Annotated in this window: 18 protein-coding genes; 14 read left to right on the top strand and 4 right to left on the bottom strand. The window is 43.1% G+C overall.

What is annotated here, in order from left to right; all coding sequences use genetic code 11:
* Positions 1 to 209 precede the first annotated feature (209 nt).
* From MKY10_RS13920 to lepB, 10 genes are all read left to right on the top strand, one after another.
* Positions 210 to 1,967, top strand: a complete 1,758-nt coding sequence (locus tag MKY10_RS13920; protein ID WP_003244670.1) for an ABC transporter ATP-binding protein — start codon at positions 210 to 212, stop codon at positions 1,965 to 1,967.
* Positions 1,968 to 1,978: 11 nt separating this feature from the next.
* Positions 1,979 to 3,793: an ABC transporter ATP-binding protein gene (locus MKY10_RS13915; protein WP_046380994.1), complete on the top strand. Its 1,815-nt coding sequence runs from the start codon at positions 1,979 to 1,981 to the stop codon at positions 3,791 to 3,793.
* Positions 3,794 to 3,902: 109 nt separating this feature from the next.
* On the top strand, positions 3,903 to 4,598 hold the full coding sequence (yknW, locus tag MKY10_RS13910; RefSeq protein ID WP_003232360.1) for a toxin SDP protection protein YknW: 696 nt from the start codon (positions 3,903 to 3,905) through the stop codon (positions 4,596 to 4,598).
* Positions 4,599 to 4,602: 4 nt separating this feature from the next.
* A complete protein-coding gene (locus tag MKY10_RS13905; protein WP_015715815.1) occupies positions 4,603 to 5,736 on the top strand; it encodes an efflux RND transporter periplasmic adaptor subunit in 1,134 nt (377 codons plus the stop codon).
* The gene (gene yknY / locus MKY10_RS13900; protein ID WP_003232356.1) at positions 5,737 to 6,429 is read left to right on the top strand and encodes an ABC transporter ATP-binding protein YknY; all 693 of its coding nucleotides are present in this window, start codon (positions 5,737 to 5,739) and stop codon (positions 6,427 to 6,429) included.
* Positions 6,426 to 7,619, top strand: a complete 1,194-nt coding sequence (gene skiZ / locus MKY10_RS13895) for a sporulation-delaying-protein transporter subunit SkiZ (protein ID WP_015252177.1) — start codon at positions 6,426 to 6,428, stop codon at positions 7,617 to 7,619. Before yknY ends, skiZ begins: the two co-directional genes overlap by 4 nt.
* A gap of 279 nt (positions 7,620 to 7,898) precedes the next feature.
* A complete protein-coding gene (locus MKY10_RS13890) occupies positions 7,899 to 8,654 on the top strand; it encodes a DeoR/GlpR family DNA-binding transcription regulator (RefSeq protein ID WP_014476685.1) in 756 nt (251 codons plus the stop codon).
* Positions 8,651 to 9,562: a 1-phosphofructokinase gene (pfkB, locus tag MKY10_RS13885; RefSeq protein WP_003244923.1), complete on the top strand. Its 912-nt coding sequence runs from the start codon at positions 8,651 to 8,653 to the stop codon at positions 9,560 to 9,562. The genes MKY10_RS13890 and pfkB overlap by 4 nt, the downstream gene beginning before the upstream one ends.
* Before the next feature lie 14 nt (positions 9,563 to 9,576).
* Complete coding sequence (locus tag MKY10_RS13880; RefSeq protein WP_048654872.1) at positions 9,577 to 11,487, top strand: PTS fructose transporter subunit IIABC; 1,911 nt, start codon at positions 9,577 to 9,579, stop codon at positions 11,485 to 11,487.
* Between the two features lie 144 nt (positions 11,488 to 11,631).
* Positions 11,632 to 12,213 (top strand): signal peptidase I, encoded by a 582-nt coding sequence (gene lepB, locus MKY10_RS13875; RefSeq protein ID WP_003232348.1) that lies wholly within the window; start codon positions 11,632 to 11,634, stop codon positions 12,211 to 12,213.
* A 33-nt stretch (positions 12,214 to 12,246) separates the two neighbouring features.
* Here the strand turns inward: lepB and MKY10_RS13870 are convergent, their stop codons facing one another.
* Positions 12,247 to 12,516, bottom strand: a complete 270-nt coding sequence (locus MKY10_RS13870; RefSeq protein ID WP_003232345.1) for a hypothetical protein — start codon at positions 12,514 to 12,516, stop codon at positions 12,247 to 12,249.
* 180 nt (positions 12,517 to 12,696) lie between these two features.
* Here MKY10_RS13870 and MKY10_RS13865 point away from each other — a divergent pair, with 180 nt between their 5' ends.
* Positions 12,697 to 14,319, top strand: a complete 1,623-nt coding sequence (locus MKY10_RS13865; protein WP_003232344.1) for an ATP-binding cassette domain-containing protein — start codon at positions 12,697 to 12,699, stop codon at positions 14,317 to 14,319.
* Positions 14,320 to 14,375: 56 nt separating this feature from the next.
* Positions 14,376 to 15,287: a ketopantoate reductase family protein gene (locus tag MKY10_RS13860; RefSeq protein ID WP_046380996.1), complete on the top strand. Its 912-nt coding sequence runs from the start codon at positions 14,376 to 14,378 to the stop codon at positions 15,285 to 15,287.
* A 33-nt stretch (positions 15,288 to 15,320) separates the two neighbouring features.
* Here the strand turns inward: MKY10_RS13860 and MKY10_RS13855 are convergent, their stop codons facing one another.
* The 3 genes from MKY10_RS13855 to mreBH form a co-directional block, all read right to left on the bottom strand.
* On the bottom strand, positions 15,321 to 16,553 hold the full coding sequence (locus MKY10_RS13855) for an aminopeptidase (protein WP_003232341.1): 1,233 nt from the start codon (positions 16,551 to 16,553) through the stop codon (positions 15,321 to 15,323).
* Positions 16,554 to 16,661: 108 nt separating this feature from the next.
* Positions 16,662 to 16,796, bottom strand: coding sequence for a protein YkpC (locus MKY10_RS13850; RefSeq protein WP_003238865.1), 135 nt, complete (start codon positions 16,794 to 16,796; stop codon positions 16,662 to 16,664).
* Between the two features lie 100 nt (positions 16,797 to 16,896).
* Positions 16,897 to 17,904, bottom strand: a complete 1,008-nt coding sequence (gene mreBH / locus MKY10_RS13845; RefSeq protein ID WP_003245743.1) for a cell shape-determining protein MreBH — start codon at positions 17,902 to 17,904, stop codon at positions 16,897 to 16,899.
* A gap of 283 nt (positions 17,905 to 18,187) precedes the next feature.
* Between mreBH and abhA the strand changes: the two genes are divergently transcribed.
* Together abhA and kinC are read left to right on the top strand one after the other, a co-directional pair.
* Positions 18,188 to 18,466, top strand: coding sequence for a transcriptional regulator AbhA (abhA, locus tag MKY10_RS13840; protein ID WP_003244728.1), 279 nt, complete (start codon positions 18,188 to 18,190; stop codon positions 18,464 to 18,466).
* Between the two features lie 189 nt (positions 18,467 to 18,655).
* Positions 18,656 to 19,942 (top strand): two-component sensor histidine kinase KinC, encoded by a 1,287-nt coding sequence (kinC, locus tag MKY10_RS13835; RefSeq protein ID WP_003232333.1) that lies wholly within the window; start codon positions 18,656 to 18,658, stop codon positions 19,940 to 19,942.
* Positions 19,943 to 19,949: the final 7 nt, after the last annotated feature.

The raw sequence follows: 19,949 nt of genomic DNA, 5'->3' as shown, positions 1-19,949 counted from the left end.
TTTCAGCCGTCCGGTTTTCTGTATTTCATTGGCATATCCCCAAGTATCCCCAGCATACAATGATTTTCTGTAAGCGTTTATTCTACATATGTTACTCCCTATAAAGTAAGAGACTCACTCCATAATTAGACTGAAATTTTGAAAAATAATAGAAATTTATTTCGGGTATCGATATAGTGAAGATGATAAATGTTGGAAAGGTGCTGGATATGGAGACATTTAAAAGATTAAAAATGTATTATTGGCCGTACAGAAAAGTGTTTATGTGGTCGCTTCTAGCCATGCTTTTGATGACTGCAATTACTGTCGTTTATCCGATTATCCTGCAAATTACGATTGATGAGATCGTACTGGGACGGCAGTATCAGCTTGCGGCGTGGGTCAGCTTAGGATTTATTGCGGTAATGGTTTTGAAAGGAATGGCTACCTTTTTTCATCAGTATTTAGGTGATATGTTCGGGATCAAATCCGTTTATCGGCTGAGAAATGGTCTGTATGAAAAACTGCAGCGGCTTTCTTTTTCTTACTATGATAACGCGAAAACAGGAGATTTGATGTCCAGGCTGACTGCTGATGTTGAAGGGCTTCGTTTTTTCTTATCATACGGTCTCGCTGAGCTCATTCGCTTCGGCCTGCTGGTAGCCATCAGCCTGTCGGTTATGTTTTACTATTCTGTTCCTCTCACGCTTGTGACAATAGCTGTTCTGCCATTTCTCGCGGTTGCGGTATACCGGTTTGACAAAAGAGTCCATCCCGCCTTCAGAGGCATCCGCAAATCGTTTGCGAAACTCAATACAAAAGTTCAGGAAAATATCAGCGGCATTAATACGGTTAAATCTCTTTCCAGGGAAGATTTTCAGATCAGCACTTTCAATAAAGCCAATGCAGAATACAGGGCGCAGTATTTACAAACATCATCCATTTGGTCTGCGTATTTCCCTTTAATGGAGTTCATTGGTAACATTTGTATTGTAGCTCTTCTCTCATACGGCGGTTACTTGGTTATGCAAAATCAGCTCAATCCCGGCGAGCTTGTTGCTTTCTTCAGCCTTGTCAATTATATGATGTGGCCGATTATGAACTTAGGTTTTGTCATCAATATGTTCTCTCAAGCAAAAGCGTCAGGGGAACGCCTGCTCGACATTCTGGAAAAAGAAGAAGACATTACAGATCATCCTCATGCTTTGCATAAACAAAAATTAACCGGAGATGTCCATTTCAAAAATGTTTCTCTTGCATACGGAAAAGAACAAACAAACGCGCTGTGCAATGTAAGCTTTGAGGCAAACAGCGGGAAGGTAATCGGACTGTTGGGCCCGACAGGTTCAGGCAAAAGCTCAGTGACACAGCTTCTCACCAGATTTTACAGTCCTGTTGGCGGAATGATTACCATTGATCACAAACCCATCACAGATTATTCGTTAAAAACCCTTCGCTCCAATATCGGGGTCGTACTTCAAGAATCCTTCCTGTTTTCATCTACGATTAGATCAAATATTTCGTATGGGCGGCCGGATGCCTCAATGGAAGACGTCATCGAAGCGGCAAAAAGGGCGCAGGCTCATAACTTTATTATGGAGCTTCCTGATGGGTATGACACCATGCTGGGAGAGAGGGGAATGGGGCTTTCCGGCGGGCAGAAACAGCGTATTGCCATTGCGAGAGCCATCTGCTTGAACCCGAGCATTTTAATATTGGATGATGCCACAAGCGCAGTAGATATGCAAACGGAGCACAGCATACAGCTTGCCTTAAAAGAAGTCATGAAAAACCGCACAACCTTTATCGTCGCTCACCGCATTTCTTCACTGAAACACGCTGATGAAATTCTCGTTTTTAATAAAGGACGCATTCGTGAAAGGGGAACACATCATGAGCTTCTTGAAAAAGGCGGCTACTATAAAAAGATTTACGATTTGCAATACCGTGATGTCAAAATGATTAATGAGCCGCATGAGGTCGGATAGGGAGGGGCCAAATGAAACAAGCGAAAAAACAGGGGGTTTTAGAGCGTTTCTATTACTCTTCAGATGAAATCATTGAAAAGCCGTTTAACTGGGCTCAAATGTGGCGGCTGCTGAGCTATGTCAAACCATATCGAAAAACAATTTTGCCGCTTTCTTTTCTCACTGTATTGATTGGCACTGCTGTGAAGCTTGTGATCCCCATTTTGATCGGCGTTTATGTTCTTGATCAAGCGATTACAGGGAGAAACTCGGAGCTGCTGATTCAGCTCATTTTTATTATTAGCGGTTTATATGTCCTCAATTACGCCGCCAATGTGTTAAGAATCAGGTGGATGAATCAGCTTGGCCAGCATGTCATTTACGATTTGCGACAGCATTTATTTACCCATGTGCAGCGCTTATCCCATCGATTTTTTGATCAGCGGTCGGCGGGATCGATCTTAGTCAGGATCATGAATGATATTAACTCTCTTCAGGAGCTCTTTACAAGCGGAGTCATCAATTTGTTGACCGACTTGCTGCTTCTGGCCGGCGTGATTATTATTTTGTTTACGCTGAGCCCTGAGCTGACTATAGCCATCATGGTGACATTGCCGATTATGTTTTTTATTTCAACAAGTCTCAGAAAAAAAATACGCCGATCCTGGCAAACGGTACGGCTGAAGCAATCGAAGCTCAACTCTCATCTAAACGAAAGCATTCAGGGCATCCGGGTCACGCAGGCATTTACGCAGGAAGAAGAAAACATGGCGTATTTTGACGGTGTCAATCAGGAGAACTACGAATCATGGCGGGAAGCAACTAGAAAAAATGCCATGTTCCGTCCGCTTGTAGAAATGACGAATGCGATTGGGACGGCTGTCTTGATTTGGTATGGAGCCACACTCATCATGAATGAAACCATTACGATTGGCGTCTTCGTTTCTTTTGCTTTCTATCTGGGAATGTTTTGGGAACCTATTTCGAGACTGGGTCAGGTCTATAATCAGCTGTTAATGGGGATGGCATCATCAGAACGGATTTTTGAGTTTCTGGACGAACAGCCAAATGTCAAGGAGAAGCCGAATGCCATTCATAATGAAAAGATAAATGGGGAGATCAGTTTTGAAGAGGTTGAATTTTCGTATGATGAAAAACGAAAAGCCCTTCACGCCGTTTCTTTCTCTATTCCTGCGGGCTCGACGCTTGCGCTTGTCGGGCATACAGGGAGCGGGAAGACGACGATTGCCAATTTAATCAGCCGTTTTTATGATGCGACCGGAGGCACCATTAAAATAGACGGTATACCGATTAAGGATCTTTCCCTTGCCAGTCTGCGCTCTCAAATCAGCATTGTCCTGCAAGATACATTTATTTTCTCCGGGACCATCATGGAAAATATTCGTTTTGGAAGGCCAAATGCTTCGGATGAAGAGGTGATGAAAGCGTCCCAAGCGGTCGGAGCGGATGAGTTTATTTCCGATTTAGCGGAAGGATACGCAACAGAGGTAGAGGAAAGGGGCAGCGTACTGTCTGCCGGTCAGCGTCAGCTCATTTCATTTGCAAGAGCATTGCTCGCCGATCCGGCTATTATCATCCTTGACGAAGCAACGGCAAGCATTGATACAGAGACAGAAGTAAAAATTCAGCAAGCGTTAAAAACGCTTCTGAAAGGGCGTACAGCAGTGATGATCGCTCACAGATTGTCTACGATCCGCGACGCCGACCGCATCATTGTTCTTGATCACGGCAGGAAAATAGAAGAAGGGAACCATGATCAGCTGCTCGCTAAAGGAGGCATTTATGCCGGGCTTGTGAAAGCGCAATACAGCACAGCGATAGAATAATATGAAAAGCCTTCAATATTGAAGGTTTTTGGAAATTTATTAGAAAAACATGAAACTTTTTGATATCCTTCCCGTACTATTTGTTAGATATTCTCAAGGAGGTTTTGAAATGGAAACGAATGTAGAAAAAAACAGCGGAACGGCGACTGAAAAGCCTTCACTTTTCGGAGTAATCACAAGTCCGTCCGTTCAATTTGAAAGAATAAGAGAAAGGCCGGCTGTATGGGGACCGCTTTTGATTGTTGCAGCAATTATCATCGTCGGTGCCGTGCTGCAATCACTCGGTACGGATTATAGTGAGCTTTTGAAAAGCCAGGATACGCAAGGGCTATCTGCTGAACAAATGGAAACTGTCGCAACAATAACCAAATTTGGCGGAATGGCAGGCGCTATTATCGGCGGTATCGCAGCATTATTTATTGCCCCTCTTATTTATTGGCTCTGTGTAAAAGTATCAGGCGGTGTTACGACATATAAAAAAATGCTTTCTCTCAGTCTGTTTGTCTCTTTGATTAGCAGTCTCGGATTATTGGTTAATGGAATCGTTGCTTTTACGACTGACGTGAATCCTCTTTACAGCACGACGTCACTGGCAGGGATTATCCCATCTGACGGGGCTCTCGCCAGTGTGTTAAATACCTTTGAAATTTTCAGCATCTGGAGCTTTGTATTATTAGCAATCGGACTTCACAAAACGGGAGGCATCTCAAAAAAAGCCGGGTGGATTTCAGCAATCATTCTATTCGGAATTTTAGTTGTATTTTCGCTTTTTTCAGGTTTAATCAATTCTGTGGCGGGTGCATAAGCTCATGAAAAAAGTCTGGATCGGAATTGGAATCGCAGTTATAGTCGCTCTTTTTGTTGGAATCAATATATACCGGTCTGCCGCTCCAACAAGCGGCAGCGCCGGCAAGGAGATACAGACGGGGAGCGTTGAAGAAAATGAAATCTCATCAACGGTTATGGTTCCTGGCACGCTAAAATTTTCAAATGAACAGTATGTCTTTTATGAAGCGGATAAAGGGACATTAGAAGACATTAAAGTTAAGGAAGGCGATAAAGTTAAAAAGGGCACGCCTTTAGTCACCTATACAAATGAGCAGCTGAGCCTGGAAAAAGAACAGAACCAGTTAACGTCTGAATCCAACCGGCTTCAAATTGACCAAATTCAAGAAAAGTTAAAAGCCTTAGACAGCAAAGAAAGAGAACTGGAAAAACAGGTAGGAAAGAAAGAAGCAGAAAAACAAATCGAATCTGAACGAACAGAGCTTCAAATGCAGAAAAAAACAGCGGAGATCGAATTAAAACAAACCGAGCTTCAGCGACAGTCACTTGCCAACCGGGTATCAGATCTTGAAGTGAAAAGCGAAATTGAAGGCACCGTTATTTCTGTCAACCAAGAAGCGGCATCCAAAAAGTCAGATATTCAAGAGCCTGTCATACATATCGGCAACCCAAAAGACCTTGTCGTCTCAGGGAAATTGTCTGAATACGATACATTGAAAGTCAAAAAAGGCCAGAAGGTCACACTCACTTCAGATGTAATACAGGGTAAAACATGGAAAGGCACGGTTTCCGCAGTCGGGCTTGTTCCGGATCAGCAGGAGAGCGCTGCGGCACAAGGAACAGAACAGGCGGTCCAATACCCGCTTCAAGTGAAAATAAAAGGAAATCTTCCAGAAGGAAAGCCAGGCTTTAAATTTATCATGAATATTGAAACAGATAAACGGAAAGCAAATACGCTTCCTTCAAAGGCAGTCAAAAAAGAAGATGACCAATATTATGTGTATACAGTAAAAGACGGAAAAGCAAAGCGAGTTGATGTCAAAATCGGCGAAGTGACAGATGACCTGACAGAAATTAAAGAGGGGCTTTCCCAAGATGATCAAGTCATTTTGAATCCATCTGATCAGGTGACTGACGGAATGGAAGTGAAATCTTAAATGATTCAGCTTTCTAATGTGCGAAAAAGCTATCAGATCGGAAAGGAAACGTTTGATGTTCTCCATTCTATTGATTTGGACATTCATCAAGGTGAATATGTCTCGATTATGGGGCCGTCAGGATCAGGAAAATCGACGATCATGAATATTATCGGCTGTCTTGATCGGCCGACTTCCGGTACATATCAATTGGACGGCGAAGACATTTCTTCATATAAAGATAAAGAACTGGCGGCAGTCCGTAACCGGTCCATCGGTTTTGTGTTTCAGCAATTTCAGCTTCTTCCGCGGCTGAACGCAAAAAAAAATGTCGAGCTGCCGATGATTTATTCCGGGATAGGCAAAAAGGAACGTCAAGAGCGGGCTGAGAGAGCATTGGAAAAGGTCGGGTTAGCCGATCGAATGCTCCACATGCCCAACGAGCTGTCGGGCGGGCAGAAGCAGCGGGTGGCGATTGCGAGGGCGATCGTGAATGAGCCGAAATTGATTTTAGCTGATGAACCGACCGGCGCGCTGGATACGAAAACAAGCGAGGCGATTATGGATCAGTTTACAGCATTAAATGCCGAGGGAACGACAATCGTTCTGGTTACTCACGAGCCTGAAGTAGCAGATTGCACGAATCGGATCGTCATGGTGCGTGACGGAAACATTGTTCCTGCCAGCTCCGGACAAAGGAGTGTGGGAGAATGAGCCTGTTGGAAAACATCAGAATGGCTCTAAGCTCTGTCCTTGCCCATAAAATGCGTTCGATCTTAACGATGCTCGGCATTATCATTGGTGTAGGCTCTGTCATTGTTGTCGTTGCGGTAGGACAGGGCGGCGAGCAAATGCTGAAGCAGTCGATCAGCGGCCCGGGAAATACTGTGGAGCTGTACTATATGCCTAGCGACGAGGAGCTTGCAAGCAACCCGAATGCAGCAGCTGAATCTACGTTTACAGAAAACGATATTAAAGGTTTAAAAGGAATAGAAGGCATTAAACAAGTCGTTGCTTCGACTTCTGAAAGTATGAAAGCGCGTTATCACGAAGAAGAAACCGATGCTACGGTTAACGGAATAAATGATGGATACATGAATGTCAATTCTTTAGAAATCGAAAGCGGCAGAACATTTACCGACAATGACTTTCTCGCGGGGAATAGAGCCGGAATCATCTCTCAAAAGATGGCTGAAGAACTGTTCGATAAAACCTCCCCTTTAGGTGAAGTTGTCTGGATAAACGGACAGCCCGTTGAAATTATCGGCGTGCTGAAAAAAGAAACAGGCTTGCTTTCTTTCGGTTTAAGTGAAATGTATGTGCCATTTAATATGATGAAATCCTCTTTTGGCACAAGTGATTTCAGTAACGTATCATTGCAGGTCGAATCAGCAGACGACATAAAATCGGCTGGAAAAGAAGCGGCACAGCTGGTAAATGACAATCATGGCACAGAGGATTCGTATCAAGTGATGAACATGGAAGAGATTGCGGCCGGAATTGGCAAAGTAACTGCAATTATGACGACGATTATCGGCTCAATTGCAGGTATTTCCCTTTTGGTCGGCGGAATCGGTGTCATGAATATTATGCTCGTATCAGTCACAGAACGGACGCGGGAAATCGGAATCAGAAAATCACTTGGTGCGACGAGGGGACAGATTCTGACTCAGTTTTTAATTGAATCAGTCGTATTGACGCTGATTGGCGGTCTGGTCGGGATTGGTATTGGATACGGAGGGGCCGCGCTTGTTTCAGCCATTGCGGGCTGGCCGTCACTCATATCCTGGCAGGTTGTATGCGGGGGCGTGCTGTTCAGTATGCTCATTGGTGTTATTTTCGGCATGCTTCCTGCAAATAAAGCCGCAAAGCTTGATCCCATTGAAGCGCTGCGTTATGAGTAGCCTCATGCAACATGCATGAGGTTTTTTTATGTTTAGTGATTTCTACTATGAATATAAAAGACTTTTTTCATTAAAATAAGAAGAAAATGTCGTACAATTGTCCTTATTTTTGTCGAATTTACAGTTTACAAACCCTATAGACATACGTTAATATGGAGAAACGTGAAAGATTTTGATAGTTATTGAATGAATTTGAATGATTTTAGTTGCCTAAACCGAAAATAGCGTTTACAATGAAATTGTATTCAAAATGAATACGTTTTCATTAGGAGGTGAAGCATGCTAACTCCTGAACGGCATCAATTGATTATTGATCAAATAGAAAAGCATGATGTGGTAAAGATTCAAGAGCTTATAAATCTGACTAATGCTTCTGAATCAACAATCAGAAGAGATTTATCGACCCTTGAAGAACGCGGTTTTTTAAAGCGCGTTCATGGTGGAGCGGCCAAGCTTTCCGATATCAGACTTGAACCCGATATGCTTGAAAAATCATCCAAAAACCTTCACGATAAACTGAAGATTGCTGAAAAAGCAGCTTCTCTTTTAGAAGAAGGGGATTGCATTTACCTTGATGCAGGCACGACGACATTGCACATGATTGATTTTATGGATAAAACCAAAGATATTGTCGTTGTCACAAACGGGGTAATGCATATCGATGCATTAATAAGGAAAGAAATTTCTTTTTATCTGCTTGGAGGATACGTAAAGCACAGAACGGGCGCGATTATTGGAGGCGCTTCACTGATTGCCATGGACCAGTACAGATTTGACAAGAGTTTTCTGGGGACAAACGGTGTCCATACAGAGGCTGGATTTACAACGCCGGACCCTGATGAGGCCCTTTTAAAACAGAAAGCGATCAAACAGGCAAAACACGCTTACGTCTTAGCAGACCCTTCGAAGTTCGGAGAAATTTCATTTTCGGCATTCGCCGGAATAGGCGACGCAACAATCATTACGACTGACGCTGAAGAGCTTACATTCGATAATTACCAAGAAAAAACTGTCGTAAAGGTAGTGAAACCATGATTTACACTGTAACACTTAATCCATCTGTCGATTATATAGTTCACGTTGAAGATTTTACTGTAGGAGGCCTGAACCGTTCTTCGTATGATACCAAGTATCCAGGGGGCAAAGGCATCAACGTATCGAGACTGCTGAAAAGACACCATGTGGCGTCTAAAGCGCTCGGATTCGTCGGCGGATTTACCGGAGAATATATCAAAACATTTTTACGGGAAGAAAACCTGGAAACAGCTTTTTCTGAAGTAAAAGGGGATACCCGTATCAATGTAAAGCTGAAAACGGGTGATGAAACTGAAATTAACGGGCAGGGACCGACAATTTCGGATGAAGATTTCAAAGCCTTTTTAGAACAGTTTCAATCTTTGCAAGAGGGAGATATCGTTGTTCTTGCAGGAAGCATTCCATCTTCACTCCCTCACGATACTTATGAAAAAATCGCAGAGGCCTGCAAACAGCAGAACGCACGAGTTGTTCTGGATATCTCAGGCGAGGCTCTTTTGAAAGCAACAGAAATGAAACCATTTTTGATGAAGCCAAATCATCATGAGCTTGGAGAAATGTTCGGCACGGCCATTACATCTGTTGAGGAAGCCGTTCCTTATGGGAAAAAGCTTGTAGAACAAGGCGCTGAACATGTAATCGTATCAATGGCCGGAGACGGAGCGCTTCTGTTTACGAACGAAGCTGTTTATTTTGCTAACGTGCCAAAGGGGAAATTGGTAAACTCAGTCGGAGCAGGGGATTCCGTTGTTGCAGGTTTCCTTGCCGGAATTTCCAAACAGCTGCCGCTTGAAGAAGCATTCCGCTTAGGAGTTACTTCAGGCAGTGCTACCGCGTTCTCTGAAGAACTTGGAACAGAAGAATTTGTCCAGCAGCTTCTTCCTGAAGTTAAGGTCACACGTCTATAGAGGAGGAAACACAAGTGAAAATAACTGAGCTTTTAACGAAGCATACGATAAAGCTTAATATTGAGAGCAAAGAAAAAGAAAATGTTATTGACGAAATGGTCACTGTTCTTGATAAGGCTGGAAAGTTAAATGACCGACAAGCCTATAAAGAAGCCATTTTAAATCGCGAAAGCCAAAGCTCCACGGGTATCGGTGAAGGAATCGCTATCCCCCATGCGAAAACGGCAAGCGTTATCAACCCGGCGATCGCGTTCGGACGTTCAAAAGACGGCGTCGATTATGAATCATTAGACGGCCAGCCGGCTCACTTAGTGTTCATGATCGCGGCGACTGAAGGCGCAAACAACACTCACCTTGAAGCATTGTCAAGACTTTCAACGCTGTTAATGCGTGAAGAAATCCGTAAGCAGCTCCTTGAAGCTGAGTCTGAAGATGCCATCATCGACATTATTAATCAGCACGATAAAGATGATGACGAAGAGGAAGAGGAAGAAGAAGAAGCGGCACCAGCACCTGCCGGAAAAGGGAAAATTTTAGCGGTTACTGCATGCCCGACAGGTATTGCCCATACATTCATGGCTGCTGATGCCCTTAAAGAAAAAGCGAAAGAGCTTGGTGTGGAAATTAAGGTCGAAACAAATGGGTCAAGCGGCATTAAGCACAAGCTCACTGCCCAAGAAATCGAAGATGCACCTGCAATCATTGTCGCAGCGGACAAGCAGGTTGAAATGGAACGTTTTAAAGGCAAGCGCGTACTTCAAGTTCCTGTAACGGCGGGTATCAGACGTCCGCAAGAGCTTATCGAAAAAGCGATGAATCAAGATGCGCCGATTTATCAAGGCAGCGGCGGCGGTTCAGCAGCTTCAAACGATGATGAAGAAGCGAGAGGCAAGTCTGGAAGCGGTATCGGAAACGCGTTTTATAAGCACCTTATGAGCGGTGTCAGCAACATGCTTCCGTTCGTAGTCGGCGGCGGTATTCTCGTTGCGATTTCATTCTTCTGGGGAATTCACTCTGCTGATCCGAATGATCCTAGCTACAACACGTTTGCAGCAGCATTAAACTTTATCGGCGGCGACAATGCATTAAAACTGATTGTTGCAGTTCTGGCCGGTTTCATTGCGATGAGTATTGCAGATCGTCCTGGTTTTGCGCCTGGTATGGTCGGCGGATTTATGGCAACTCAAGCGAATGCTGGATTCTTAGGCGGCTTAATTGCCGGATTCCTTGCCGGTTATGTCGTGATTTTACTGAAGAAAGTATTTACGTTTATCCCTCAGTCACTTGATGGATTAAAACCTGTTTTGATTTACCCGCTGTTCGGTATTTTTATCACTGGCGTATTAATGCAATTTGTCGTCAATACACCTGTAGCGGCATTTATGAATTTCTTAACAAACTGGCTTGAAAGCCTTGGTACTGGAAACCTTGTGTTAATGGGTATTATCTTGGGCGGCATGATGGCGATCGATATGGGCGGCCCGCTTAATAAAGCAGCCTTTACGTTCGGTATCGCCATGATCGATGCAGGCAACTATGCGCCTCATGCAGCAATCATGGCCGGCGGTATGGTTCCTCCGCTTGGTATTGCACTTGCAACAACCATTTTCAGAAACAAATTCACTCAGCGTGACCGTGAAGCTGGTATTACATGCTATTTCATGGGAGCTGCTTTCGTAACAGAGGGAGCGATCCCATTTGCTGCGGCTGATCCGCTTCGCGTCATACCAGCTGCTGTAGTCGGTGCAGCTGTTGCCGGCGGATTAACTGAATTCTTCCGAGTAACGCTTCCGGCGCCTCATGGAGGAGTATTCGTAGCTTTCATTACAAACCATCCGATGCTTTACCTTTTAAGTATCGTGATCGGTGCTGTCGTGATGGCAATTATCCTCGGTATCGTCAAAAAACCTGTTACAGAAAAATAAGAAAAAAAGCGTCCTTGGTTCGAAAGGACGCTTTTTCTTATCCGGCCGGCAGGGAGCGCGGTTAAGTTATGTATTTTATTCTTTTTTATGATAAAGTAAAAGAAGAGAAACAACTGACATAGCAATTGTCTAGGAGGAAACACTTTGACCGAGGAAAAAAATACGAATACTGAGAAAACGGCGAAGAAAAAAACCAATACGTACCTGGAATGGGGTAAAGCGATTGTCATCGCTGTTCTGCTGGCTCTCCTGATCCGTCACTTTTTGTTTGAACCGTATTTAGTTGAAGGTTCATCTATGTATCCCACATTACATGACGGAGAAAGGCTGTTTGTGAATAAAACAGTCAACTATATCGGCGAGCTGAAGCGCGGAGATATCGTTATTATTAACGGTGAAACTTCTAAAATCCATTATGTAAAAAGATTGATCGGAAAGCCTGGAGAAACCGTTCAAATGAAGGATGACACGCTTTATATAAACGGTAAAAAAGTAGCCGAGCCTTACTTGTCTAAAAACAAGAAGGAAGCAGAAAAACTTGGTGTCAGTCTGACAGGAGACTTTGGACCGGTTAAGGTTCCGAAAGGCAAATACTTTGTCATGGGAGATAACCGGCTGAATTCTATGGACAGCCGAAACGGGCTGGGACTGATCGCGGAAGATCGAATTGTCGGCACATCGAAGTTTGTCTTTTTCCCGTTTAACGAAATGCGTCAAACAAAATAAAAACGCCTTGCTGGCCTAGGACAGCAGGCGTTTTTATTTTGAAAAAGAAGCGACCAATGCAATGCATAAAACCGTGATGAACACTGAACCGATAATAGCTAGCACACTGAAGAAAAGGTGAACCTGTTTGTTCTCTTTTCCGCGCTTTTCTAAAAGCCGTTTAGAAAAAATGTGTGAAAATATGTAAATAAGGGCTATGCCTATATATAAGCCGATATCTTTGGCGGTAAAGCCTGTTACGGCAAGGTAAAAGCCCGTAAAAAAGATCAGTAAGCAATATTCAGTAAGTGTTAAAAGCCTCAACGTGTTCCTCCATGAGAGTGTGTAATTTTCCGAGCGGATGCATTCTCTCTCTTTAATTGTAACACAGCTGGCTGGTTTGGGTGTATAAGTGTTTTCTCTCTGTTTTATCAGGGAATCATTTCTCTTGCCCTGCATTCATGGTATACTTTTATTGATGATAGACATGATGGAGGATAATAAATGATTGCTGTAAATAATGTAAGCTTGCGGTTTGCGGATCGCAAGTTATTTGAAGATGTTAATATTAAATTTACCCCAGGCAACTGCTATGGGTTAATTGGTGCAAACGGTGCCGGTAAATCAACGTTTCTAAAGGTGCTGTCAGGCGAAATCGAGCCTCAGACAGGCGACGTGCATATGAGTCCTGGCGAGCGTCTTGCCGTCTTGAAGCAGAACCATTTTGAGTACGAAGAGTATGAAGTGCTGAAAGTGGTCATTATGGGCCACAAACGCCTGTATGAAGTCATGCAGGAGAAAGACGCTATTTACATGAAGCCTGATTTCTCAGATGAGGATGGGATTCGTGCTGCTGAGCTAGAAGGTGAATTTGCGGAACTGAACGGTTGGGAAGCGGAAAGTGAAGCTGCGATCCTGTTAAAAGGCCTTGGTATCTCAGAAGATCTGCACACAAAAAAGATGGCAGACCTCGGCGGTTCGGAGAAGGTAAAAGTTCTCTTGGCACAGGCATTATTCGGCAAGCCGGATGTTCTGCTGCTCGATGAGCCGACGAACCACCTGGACCTTCAGGCAATTCAGTGGCTTGAAGAGTTTCTGATTAACTTTGAAAACACAGTTATTGTCGTATCCCATGACCGTCACTTTTTAAATAAAGTATGTACGCACATTGCCGACCTTGATTTTAACAAAATTCAAATCTATGTCGGAAACTATGATTTCTGGTACGAGTCAAGCCAACTGGCGTTAAAGCTTTCTCAAGAAGCGAACAAGAAAAAAGAAGAGCAGATTAAACAGCTTCAAGAGTTTGTCGCTAGATTCAGCGCCAATGCGTCTAAATCTAAGCAGGCTACATCAAGAAAGAAACTTCTCGAAAAAATCACGCTGGATGATATTAAACCGTCTTCCCGCCGCTATCCTTATGTTAACTTCACGCCGGAACGGGAAATCGGAAATGATGTTCTTCGCGTGGAAGGCTTAACAAAAACAATCGATGGCGTAAAGGTGCTTGACAATGTCAGCTTTATTATGAATCGAGAAGATAAAATTGCTTTCACTGGCCGAAATGAACTTGCTGTTACTACGCTGTTTAAAATCATTTCCGGGGAAATGGAAGCTGACAGCGGAACGTTTAAATGGGGTGTTACCACATCTCAAGCGTATTTTCCAAAAGACAACAGCGAATATTTCGAAGGCAGTGATCTGAACCTTGTAGACTGGCTTCGCCAATATTCTCCGCACGACCAAAGTGAGAGCTTTTTACGCGGTTTCTTAGGACGCATGCTGTTCTCTGGAGAAGAAGTCCACAAAAAAGCAAATGTACTTTCCGGGGGAGAAAAGGTCCGCTGTATGCTGTCGAAAGCGATGCTTTCTGGCGCCAATATTTTAATTTTGGATGAGCCGACTAACCATTTAGACCTGGAGTCCATTACAGCGCTCAATAACGGCTTAATCAGCTTTAAAGGCGCTATGCTGTTTACTTCCCATGACCATCAGTTTGTGCAGACCATTGCCAACAGAATTATAGAAATTACACCTAACGGCATCGTCGATAAGCAAATGAGCTATGACGAGTTCCTTGAAAATGCTGATGTGCAGAAAAAATTGACTGAACTATACGCGGAATAAAAAAGCAGAGATTTCTCTGCTTTTTTTGATACCTAAATATGAAAGGAGATCACAACATGAAATTTTTAGTTGTCGGAGCAGGTGGAGTAGGTGGGTATATTGGCGGACGGCTTGCAGAGAAAGGAAATGATGTGACATTTCTCGTGCGCCAAAAACGAGCTGAGCAGCTTAAAAAAACCGGGCTTGTCATCCATAGTGAAAAAGGGAATGTATCATTTCAGCCCGAACTAATCAGTGCCGGAGAAACAGGGCAATTTGATGTCGTTATCATTGCTTCTAAAGCATACTCGCTTGGTCAAGTGATAGAGGATGTCAAACCATTTATCCATCAAGAATCTGTCATTATCCCTTTTTTAAATGGGTACCGCCACTATGAGCAGCTATTTGCGGCATTTTCAAAAGAACAGGTGCTGGGCGGCCTGTGTTTTATAGAAAGTGCTTTAGACAACAAAGGAGAAATTCATCATACGAGCGCATCACATCGTTTTGTATTTGGAGAATGGAACGGCGAGCGTACGGAGCGAATAAGAGCGCTTGAAGAGGCATTTTCAGGTGTGAAGGCTGAAGTCATCATTAGCGGGCATATCGAGAAGGACATTTGGAAAAAGTATCTCTTTATTGCAGCGCAAGCGGGGATCACAACGTTATTTCAACGACCGCTTGGCCCAATCCTCGCCACAGAAGCCGGACGTCACACGGCTCAAACTCTTATTGGGGAAATTTGCGCTGTTTTACGAAAAGAAGGTGTTCCGGCTGATCCGGATCTTGAGGAAGAGAGCTTTCGTACGATGACCAGCATGTCTTACCATATGAAGTCCTCCATGCTTCGGGATATGGAAAACGGCCAAACGACTGAAGGAGACCACCTGCATGGATTTTTGCTTGAAAAAGCAAAACGTTTATCTCTCGCAGCACCAGTATTAGAAACCGTTTATGCGAATCTGCAAATGTATGAAGCAGAAAAATAAAAAAAGGAGGCGGAAAAGCCTCCTTTTATTTACTTAAAAAGCCCAATTTCCGTTTCTGAAGATAGGCTCTCTTTTCCCGTCTGCCGTAATTCCGTCAATATTCATATCCTTAGAACCGATCATAAAGTCCACGTGTGTAATGCTTTCATTTAGGCCTTCTTTGACAAGCTCTTCACGAGACATCTGCTTTCCGCCTTCAATATTAAAGGCATAGGCGCTTCCGATCGCCAAATGATTTGACGCGTTTTCATCAAACAGCGTGTTATAGAAAAGAATGTTTGATTGTGATATAGGTGAATCGTAAGGAACAAGTGCCACTTCACCTAAATAGTGAGAACCTTCATCTGTTTCCACCAGTTCTTTTAAAATATCCTCACCTTTTTCAGCTTTAATGTCGACTATACGGCCATTTTCAAACGTCAGGGTGAAATTTTCAATAATATTTCCGCCGTAGCTTAATGGTTTTGTGCTTGATACCACTCCGTCAACCCCGTCTTTTTGCGGCAGCGTGAACACTTCTTCTGTCGGCATATTGGCCATAAACTCATGGCCGCTTTCATTCACGCTTCCCGCACCTGCCCAAACATGCTTCCTAGGCAGCTTAATTGTTAAATCAGTTCCTTCAGCTTGATAATGTAAGGCAGCGTAATGTCTCTCGTTCAAATGGTCAACTTTTTCATGAAGATTTTGGTCATGATTGATCCACGCCTGAACCGGGTTGTCTTCATTTACGCGCGTCGCTTTAAAAATTTCTTCCCACAGAAGGTGGATCGCTTCCTCCTCTGATTTGCCAGGAAACACCTTGTGAGCCCAGCCTGCTGATGCCGCACCTACGACAGTCCAGCTGACTTTGTCTGATTGAATATATTGTCTGTATGTATGTAATGCTTTGCCTGCTGCTTTTTGGAATGCCGCAATCCGTTTGGAATCTATACCTTTTAGCAAGTCTGGGTTTGACGACACAACAGAAATGAAAGCAGCTCCATTTTTTGCAAGCTCTTCTCTGCCTTTTGCTTCCCATTCAGGATATTCTTCAAATGCTTCAAACGGCGCTAGTTCGTATTTTAATTTGGCGACTTCGTCATCCTGCCAATTCACGGTGACGTTTTTTGCGCCCTTTTCATATGCGTGTTTTACAATTAAACGAACAAAATCCCGGACGTCTGTTGAAGCATTGACGACTACATACTGGCCTTTTTGGACATTAACGCCGACTTCTACCGCCAGCTGTGCATATGTATTTAATTTCTGTGAAAATGAATCCATGAATCATTCCTCCAAGCTTTTTTCTCATCATATCAAATATGATCCTATAAAGGAAAGAAGGAGCCCAAAGTGAAAAACCCAAAACGACACGTCTTGGGTTTTTCAATATTATGGATGATTCAGTTTTACAGTGCCGCCTGCAGGCGAATGGGGCATATTTGCCAAAGAAATGCTCATGCCTCCAAGAATAATTCCGCTTAAAATGGCTGCGATCGCTACTCTTCTTCCTAAATCTCTTAGCATCTGTTTCCTCCTTAACGTTTCTCCATTTCCCACAATATGAAGGAAGTGAGGAAAAAAGAAGCAAGAAATTTGCCGCGTGTGAGAATTTTGCGGGTAAAGACTATTTAATTGCCTTTTGCAGCTTATCAATCACTTCTAAAGAACGGCCTGTGCCGATTGCTACAGATTCAAGCGGGTTTTGCGCCACGTGTACAGGCACGACAATCTCTTCTGTGAGCCATTCTTTAATTCCATTAAGGAGCGCGCCGCCGCCTGTTAAAATAACGCCGCGATCAACAATATCTCCGCTCAATTCAGGCGGACAGTCCTCAAGTGTCGCTCTGATGGCTTCAAGAATATGCAGGAGGGATTCACGCATTGCATCTTGAATTTCGTTGGATTGAAGCATAATGGTTTTTGGAAGACCTGTCACGAGGTCACGTCCCCGAATTTCCATTGCCTCTGGTATATGTTCAATCAGAGCATGGCCAATTTCCATTTTTACCTGCTCAGCTGTGCGTTCGCCGATCAGCAAATTGTATTTTTTACGGACGAAAGAAACGATATCCTCATCAAGCTGGTCTCCGCCGATCCTGATAGAATGGCAGGAAACAACGCCACCGAAGGAAATAATAGCGACCTCTGTCGTCCCTCCGCCGATATCTACTACCACATTGGCAACCGGCTCATCAACCGGTAAATCCGCTCCGATGGCGGCTGCAACTGGCTCTTCGATTAAATGAACGTTTTTCGCGCCGCAATTTTTCACCGCATCACTGATGGCGCGGCGTTCTACTGCTGTTGAGCCTGATGGTGTGCAAACGACTACGTTCGGTTTTCTGAACGACATGCCGATGCTTTTTGCGGCTTTTTTCATAATGTGCTTTAGCAGGTCAGTTGTCATATCATAGTCTGCGATCACGCCATCTTTCATCGGTCTGACAGCGACAATTTTTCCCGGTGTTTTACCGATCATGTTTTTCGCGTCAGCTCCGATTGCAAGCACTGCTTTTGTCGTCGTATCCACTGCGACAACAGATGGTTCATTTAGGATAATCCCTTTATTTTTGCTGTAAACAAGTATATTAGCTGTTCCTAAGTCAATCCCGATTTCAGTTGATTGAAACATGTTTTCACCCAATCTCTATCCTAATTTAATATGATTCTACATTTAAAGTTTCTCAGAAATACTGCGATTTTTGGGGGTGTGCGTCGGTAAAGAAATGTTTTTGTAAAAAATCAAGGAACTGTGTAACAGAAGTAATACATTTTTCGGTTTTATGGAAAAAATATCTTGTAATTCTTATAGAAAGCGGGAAACTTTTTCAAAGTTTCATTCGTCTACGATATATTGAGGTACATCCTTAAAACATTACATGAGAAAAGAAACATTTAAAGGAAGAAGGGTTTTTATGAAATCAATAGGTGTTGTGAGAAAAGTAGATGAATTAGGCCGCATTGTCATGCCGATTGAGTTGAGACGGGCATTGGATATTGCCATAAAAGACAGCATTGAGTTTTTTGTTGACGGAGATAAAATTATCTTGAAAAAGTACAAACCTCATGGCGTTTGTTTAATGACTGGAGAAATCACTTCAGAAAATAAAGAATACGGCAACGGTAAAATTACGCTAAGCCCTGAGGGTGCACAGCTGCTTCTCGAAGAAATTCAAGCCGCTTTAAAAGAATAAAATTATGCTAAAAAAGGCGGAGTGATATCATCTCCGCCTTTTTTGCGTGCCAATTTTTGATTACCGCCGCCTAAGATAAGACATCAAGATATTTGGTAATGAATGATTTGGGATACTTTACATATTTTACTCAATTATTTGTCGAAGAATGGTACAATAAGTAGAGAAACACAAGCGGCAGGTGGTCATATGAGAAAATATCAAGCTCGTATCATTTCCATCATTTTGGCAATGATTTTTATAATGTTTTGGGATTATTTATTTTATTTTATAGGCAAAAACCCGATTAATTGGCCTGTTGATATTGTGTATACTGCAGTCACGCTGGTAAGTGTCTGGATGTTGGCTTATTATATTGATGAGAAACAGCAGCTGGTTAAGAAAATGAAGGATAACGAATGGAAGTATAAACAGCTTTCTGAAGAAAAAAACCGCATCATGGATAATTTGCAGGAAATCGTATTTCAAACGAATGCAAAAGGTGAAATTACATATTTAAACCAAGCGTGGGCATCTATAACCGGGTTTTCAATCAGTGAATGTATGGGAACAATGTATAACGATTACTTCATAAAAGAAAAGCACGTAGCCGACCACATTAACACCCAAATCCAAAACAAAGCGTCTTCTGGCATGTTTACGGCAAAATACGTGACAAAAAACGGCACGATTTTTTGGGGAGAAGTTCATTATAAACTTTACTATGACCGGGATGACCAATTTACAGGCAGCCTGGGTACAATGTCAGATATCACTGAGCGGAAAGAGGCTGAAGATGAGCTCATTGAGATTAATGAACGGCTGGCGAGGGAATCCCAGAAACTATCAATCACAAGTGAACTTGCCGCAGGTATTGCTCATGAGGTCAGAAACCCTTTAACATCTGTCAGCGGTTTCCTCCAGATTATGAAAACACAATATCCGGACAGAAAAGACTATTTTGACATCATCTTTTCAGAGATTAAAAGAATCGATTTAGTGCTCAGCGAGCTGCTGCTGCTTGCAAAACCGCAGGCAATCACATTTAAAACACACCAGCTTAATGAGATCTTGAAACAAGTCACGACATTGCTTGATACCAATGCAATTCTGTCCAATATCGTCATAGAGAAAAATTTCAAAGAGACAGATGGCTGTATGATTAATGGAGACGAAAATCAGCTGAAGCAGGTCTTTATCAACATCATTAAAAACGGAATTGAGGCAATGCCAAAGGGCGGTGTCGTAACCATTTCAACTGCTAAAACCGCCTCTCATGCAGTGATAAGCGTAAAGGATGAAGGAAACGGCATGCCGCAGGAAAAGCTGAAGCAGATTGGCAAACCTTTTTATTCAACAAAAGAAAAGGGCACTGGACTGGGACTTCCCATTTGTTTGAGAATCCTGAAGGAACATGACGGGGAATTGAAAATCGAAAGTGAAGCTGGAAAAGGCAGCGTCTTTCAAGTGGTTTTGCCTTTAAAATCAGACAGCTGAGAGGAGA

Source organism: Bacillus sp. FSL P4-0290 (assembly GCF_037975435.1).
GTDB lineage: Bacteria > Bacillota > Bacilli > Bacillales > Bacillaceae > Bacillus > Bacillus subtilis.
This window is presented reverse-complemented; position numbering and strand designations above follow the sequence as displayed.